Source organism: uncultured Pseudacidovorax sp. (assembly GCF_913773995.1).
Lineage (GTDB): Bacteria > Pseudomonadota > Gammaproteobacteria > Burkholderiales > Burkholderiaceae_C > Xenophilus.
Genome location: NZ_CAJYES010000147.1, coordinates 1 through 5,447 on the forward strand (window position 1 = coordinate 1; position 5,447 = coordinate 5,447).

Here is a 5,447-nt window from a genome sequence, read left to right on the forward strand (position 1 = left end):
TGTCGATGTCGCTGGCCTTGCTCGCGATGCCGTCTTCGAGGATGTGTGCGCCCTCGTTCACCAGCGAATACACCAGGCGCTGCACGATCTCCTCGTCGCTGATCTTGCGCGGCGTGATGCCCAGTTCCTTGCGGTGCTCGGCAATCATGTCCTCCACCAGCTTCGACGGGATGGCGTCGCGCTTGCCCGCCTGGTAGTCGTACCAGCCGGCGCCCGTCTTCTGGCCGAAGCGACCCAGCTCGCACAGCTTGTCGGCCGTGCGGCTGTACTTCATGTCCGGCTGCTCGACCGAGCGGCGCTTGCGGATCGCCCAGCCGATGTCGTTGCCCGCCAGGTCACCCATGCGGAAGGGACCCATCGCGAAGCCGAACCTCTCGATGGCCTTGTCCACCTGCGCCGGCGTGGCGCCTTCGTCCAGCAGGAAGCCCGCCTGGCGGCTGTACTGCTCGATCATGCGGTTGCCGATGAAGCCGTCGCACACGCCCGAGACCACGGCCGTCTTCTTGATCTTCTTGGCCAGGCTCATCACCGTGGCCAGCACGTCCTTGCTGGTCTTGGCGCCGCGCACCACTTCCAGCAGCTTCATCACGTTGGCCGGGCTGAAGAAGTGCATGCCGATCACGTCCTGCGGCCGCTGGGTGAAGGCCGCGATCTTGTCGACGTCGAGCGTGGAGGTGTTGGAGGCCAGGATGGCGCCTTGCTTGGCGACGGCATCGAGCTGGGTGAACACCTTCTCCTTGACGCCCAGTTCCTCGAACACGGCCTCGATGATCAGGTCGCAGTCCTTCAGGTCGTCGTAGCTCAGGGTGGTCTTGAGCAGCGCCATGCGCTCCTCGTACTTCTCGGCCTTGAGCTTGCCCTTCTTGACCTGGGCTTCGTAGTTCTTGCGGATGGTGGCCACGCCGCGGTCGAGCGCTTCCTGCTTCATCTCGAGGATGGTCACCGGGATGCCGGCGTTCAGGAAGTTCATGCTGATGCCGCCGCCCATGGTGCCGGCGCCGATCACGCCCACCGTCTTGACGGGGCGCTGCGGCGTGTCGTCGGGCACGTCGGCGATCTTGCCGGCGGCGCGCTCGGCCATGAAAAGGTGGCGCAGCGCCGCCGATTCGGGCGTGAACATCAGGGCGATGAAGTTCTGGCGCTCGAAGGCCATGCCTTCATCGAACTTCATCTTGGTGGCAGCCTGCACCGCCTCCACGCACTTGAGCGGCGCGGGATAGTTCTTCGACATGCCGCCCACCATGTTCTTGGCGAACTGGAAGTAGGCATCGCCCTGCGGATGACGGCAGGGCAGGTTGCGCACCAGCGGCAGGTCGCCGCCCTTGGCCGCCACGTCACGGGCGAAGGCGATGGCTTCTTCTAGCACCGACTCGGCCGAGCCGGCCATCTTGTCGAACAGCTTCTGGCCCGGCAGGCTGGCAAGGCGCTCGCTCTTGACCGGCTCGCCGCTCACGATCATGTTGAGGGCAGCTTCCACGCCCAGCACGCGCGGCAGGCGCTGCGTGCCGCCCGCGCCAGGAATCAGGCCCAGCTTGACCTCGGGCAGCGCCACGTTGGTGCCGGGCGCGGCCACGCGGTAGTGGCAGCCCAGGGCCAGTTCCAGTCCGCCGCCCATGCAGACCGAATGGATGGCGGCCACCAGCGGCTTGGTCGAGGCTTCGAGCGCGAGGATCACCGACAGCAGGTTGGGCTCGGCCAGCGCCTTGGGCGAGCCGAATTCCTTGATGTCCGCGCCGCCGGAGAAGGCCTTGCCCGCGCCGGTGATCACCACGGCCTTGACGGCCGAGTCGGCCAGGGCCTTGGCCAGACCGTCGGTGATGCCGACCCGCGTGGCATAGCCCAGGCCGTTGACCGGCGGGTTGCTCATGGTGATCACGGCCACGTCGCCGTGGACTTTGTATTCAGCCGTCATGCTGCGTTCCTTGGGTTGCGATGAGGGAGCGTTCGGAGCCATGCGCAGGTCGCCGGCGAGCCCGGCGTGCGCTGCTGTCTCCTAAAAAAGCACGAGTGTTCTTTTCGGGCATTCTAGGCAGATCGGATGTCGCGACAACCGGCGCCAGTCGCTCCCGGGACAAAGAGGCGCGAGCTTGCACCGGCGGCCGCGCGAAGGCAAAAAAGAAGGGGCTCGCGCCCCCACTTTCGGCAGGGCCAAGGCCCGTACTGGAGGACTCAGACCTCCAGCCATTCCTTGCGGATGTTGGCGTCCGCCCGCAGGCCGTCGGGCGTGCCGTCATACACGATGCTGCCATGGCCCATGACCAGCGCCCGGTCCGAGATGTGCATGGCGATAGTCAGCTTCTGCTCGATCAGCAGCACCGACACGCCCTTGTCCTTGAGGGTGCGCAGATACTGGCCCACCAGCTCGACGATCTTGGGCGCAAGGCCCTCGGTGGGCTCGTCGATGATGATGAGTTCAGGGTCGCCCATCAGCGTGCGGCACAGCGTCAGCATCTGCTGCTCGCCGCCCGACAGCACGCCGGCCTCGGTGTGCTGGCGTTCCTTGAGGCGCGGGAACATCTGGTACATGTCCTCGAAGCCCCAGCGGCTGCCTTTGCCAGAACCCTTCTGGCCGAGCATCAGGTTCTGGTGCACGGTGAGCTTGGGGAAGATGTCGCGGTTCTCCGGCACGTAGCCGATACCCAGGTGCGCAATCTCGTAGGCCTTGCGGCGCAGGATGTTCTGCCCCTTCCAATGCACTGCGCCCTCCCCGTGCACCAGGCCCATGATGGCCTTGGCCGTGGTGGAGCGGCCCGAGCCGTTACGCCCCAGCAGCGCGACGATCTCGCCGGGCTGGATGGCGAAGGAGACGCCATGCAGCACATGGCTCTTGCCGTAGTAGGCATGCAGGTCTTCGACCTTCAGCGTCATGTCAGTGTCCTCCTTGAGCCTCGGCCACGGGCGAGCCGAGGTAGGCCTCTTGCACCCGTGCATTGGCGCGCACGGCCTCGGGCGTGTCGAAGGCGATGACCTCGCCGTACACCACCACCGCGATCTTGTCGGCCAGCCCGAAGACCACGCCCATGTCGTGCTCCACCGTGAGTAGCGTCTTGCCGACGGTCACTTCCTTGATCAGGTTGATGAAGTGCGTGGTCTCGGTCTTGCTCATGCCGGCGGTGGGCTCGTCCAGCAGGATCACGCTGGCGCCGCCGGCGATGGTCACGCCGATCTCCAGCGCGCGCTGCTCGGCATAGGTGAGGTTGACGGCCAGCACGTCGCGCTTGCGCTCCAGCCCCACCTGACGCAGCAGCACCTCGGTGCGCTCGTTGGCATCGTCCAGTCGCGACAGGAAGCGCAGGAAGGTGTAGCGGTAGCCCAGGCTCCACAACACGCCGCAGCGCAGGTTCTCGAACACCGACAGCTTGGGGAAGATGTTGGTGATCTGGAAGCTGCGCGACAGCCCCTTGCGGTTGATCTCGTACGGCGGCAGGCCGTCGATGCGCTCGCCATGCAGCAGCACCACGCCGCTGGTGGGATGCAGCCGGCCGCTGATCAGGTTGAACAGCGTGGACTTGCCCGCGCCGTTGGGGCCGATGACCGCAATGCGCTCGCCGGCGCGCACGGCCAGGTTGGCGCCGCGGATGATCTCGGTGCGGCCGAAGCTCTTGCGCAGGTCCTTCAGTTCGATCGCGTATTCGCTGTTGCTCATGCTCCGCGCTCCAGGCGTGCCAATGAATGCCGGGCCGTCAGGTTCATGCCGTTCATGCGGCCATCTCCTGGCGCTTGATCTGCGCCTCGATCTCTTCCTGCGCCTGCCCCCAGCGGCGGGCGAAGCGGCGGCGGACCTGGTCGAACAGCGCCAGACCGACCAGCGCAACGGCGGCGACCAGCGTCCAGTGCGTGGCCGAGGAGGTGTCCAGCCCGATGCCGAAGAAGCTCACCGTCGGCCCGAGCGCGGCGTTGAGCTGCATGTGATAGAGCATCTCGACGATGCCGGCGAAGCCCGCAGCCATCAGCGCACCCGTGGCCGCCAGGCCCACATACAGCCACGTGAAGCGGCCCAGCTTGCCGAAGCGCGCCACCCGCACGTTCATCATGATCAGGCTGGCCACGCCCCCGGGCGCGAACATCACCATGAACAGGAACACCAGGCCCAGGTAGAGCAGCCAGGCCTTGCTCAGCTCCGACAGCAGGATCGACGCGAAGACCAGCAGCACGGCGCCGATGATCGGCCCGAAGAAGAAGGTCGCGCCGCCCAGGAAGGTGAACAGCAGGTAGCCGCCGGAGCGGATGGTGGACAGGCTGTCCGACGCGTTGACGATCTCGAAGTTGATCGCAGCCAACCCGCCGCCGATGCCGGCGAAGAAGCCCGCGATGATGAACGAGAGGTAGCGCACGCGCTGCGTGTTGTAGCCCACGAATTCCACGCGCTCCGGGTTGTCGCGCACGGCGTTGAGCATGCGGCCCAGCGGCGTGCCGGTGAAGGCGAACATCAGTGCCGTGCAGATGAAGCAGTAGCCGGCGATCAGGTAGTACACCTGGATCTGCGGGCCGAAGTTCCACATCAGGAATTTGCCGTAAACGCGGTCGGTGGTGATGCCGCCCTCGCCGCCGAAGAAGCCCGGGAACATCAGCGACATGGCCGCGACCAGCTCGCCGATGCCCAGCGTGATCATGGCGAAGGTGGTGCCCGACTTCTTGGTGGTGACGAAGCCGAAGAGGGCCGCGAAGAAGGCCCCCGCCACACCGGCGACCACCGGAATCAGCACCAGCGGCATCGGGATCTGGCCTTTGGAAGCCATGTTCATCGCATGCACCGCGATGAAGGAGCCCAGGCCGGTGTAGACGGCATGGCCGAAGCTCAGCATGCCGCCCTGCCCCAGCAGGATGTTGTACGACAGGCAGATGATGATCAGGTAGCCGATCTGCGAGAGCATCGTCAGCGCCAGGCTGCTGGTGAACACCAGCGGCGCCACGATCAGTGCGAGCGCGAACAGGCCCCAGACGAGGATTCGGCCCAGGTTCAGCGGCTTGAAGCGGTAGTAGGTGGTCGGTGATGTCATGGGAAGGGCACTCATCGATCAGTCCTCGCGGGTTCCCAGCAGGCCCTTGGGCCGGAAGATCAGGATCAGCACCAGGAAGAGGTACGGCAGGATGGGCGCCACCTGCGAAATGGTGAGCTTGAGCAGCGGATAGCCGAAGGTCTGGTCGGTCACCGCCATGCCCAGGGCACGCAGGCCGGAGGCCATCGACTGGTCCAGCGCCACGGCAAAGGTCTGAACGATGCCGATCAGCAGCGACGCCAGGAAGGCGCCGGCCAGCGACCCCATGCCGCCCACCACCACCACCACGAAGATGATCGAGCCCACCGACGCGGCCATGGCCGGCTCGGTGACGTAGGTGTTGCCGCCGATCACACCGGCCAGGCCCGCCAGCGCGGCGCCACCGCCGAACACCAGCATGAAGACGCGCGGCACGTTGTGGCCCAGCGCCTCGACCATCTCGGGGTG

Annotated in this window: 4 protein-coding genes and 1 pseudogene; all 5 read right to left on the reverse strand. The window is 66.1% G+C overall.

Annotation, left to right across the window (positions count from 1 at the left end):
* Positions 1–1,912, reverse strand: a 1,912-nt coding sequence (locus QZ772_RS13750; RefSeq protein ID WP_295527167.1) for a 3-hydroxyacyl-CoA dehydrogenase NAD-binding domain-containing protein, incomplete at its 3' end; no start/stop codon positions are given.
* A 257-nt stretch (positions 1,913–2,169) separates the two neighbouring features.
* Positions 2,170–2,868 (reverse strand): ABC transporter ATP-binding protein, encoded by a 699-nt coding sequence (locus QZ772_RS13755; RefSeq protein ID WP_017760878.1) that lies wholly within the window; start codon positions 2,866–2,868, stop codon positions 2,170–2,172.
* Between the two features lies 1 nt (position 2,869).
* Entirely contained in the window at positions 2,870–3,646 is a 777-nt protein-coding gene (locus QZ772_RS13760) for an ABC transporter ATP-binding protein (protein ID WP_295527172.1), read from the reverse strand.
* Positions 3,647–3,698: 52 nt separating this feature from the next.
* Positions 3,699–5,015 (reverse strand): branched-chain amino acid ABC transporter permease, encoded by a 1,317-nt coding sequence (locus QZ772_RS13765; protein WP_295527174.1) that lies wholly within the window; start codon positions 5,013–5,015, stop codon positions 3,699–3,701.
* A gap of 3 nt (positions 5,016–5,018) precedes the next feature.
* Positions 5,019–5,447 (reverse strand): annotated as a pseudogene (locus tag QZ772_RS13770) (branched-chain amino acid ABC transporter permease); the annotation flags it as partial.

What these genes read in the sequence shown, in the direction of transcription:
- QZ772_RS13755 (WP_017760878.1), bottom strand. Translation starts at nt 2,868, where the DNA reads ATGACGCTGAAGGTCGAAGACCTGCATGCCTACTACGGCAAGAGCCAT.
- QZ772_RS13760 (WP_295527172.1), bottom strand. Translation starts at nt 3,646, where the DNA reads ATGAGCAACAGCGAATACGCGATCGAACTGAAGGACCTGCGCAAGAGC.
- QZ772_RS13765 (WP_295527174.1), bottom strand. Translation starts at nt 5,015, where the DNA reads ATGAGTGCCCTTCCCATGACATCACCGACCACCTACTACCGCTTCAAG.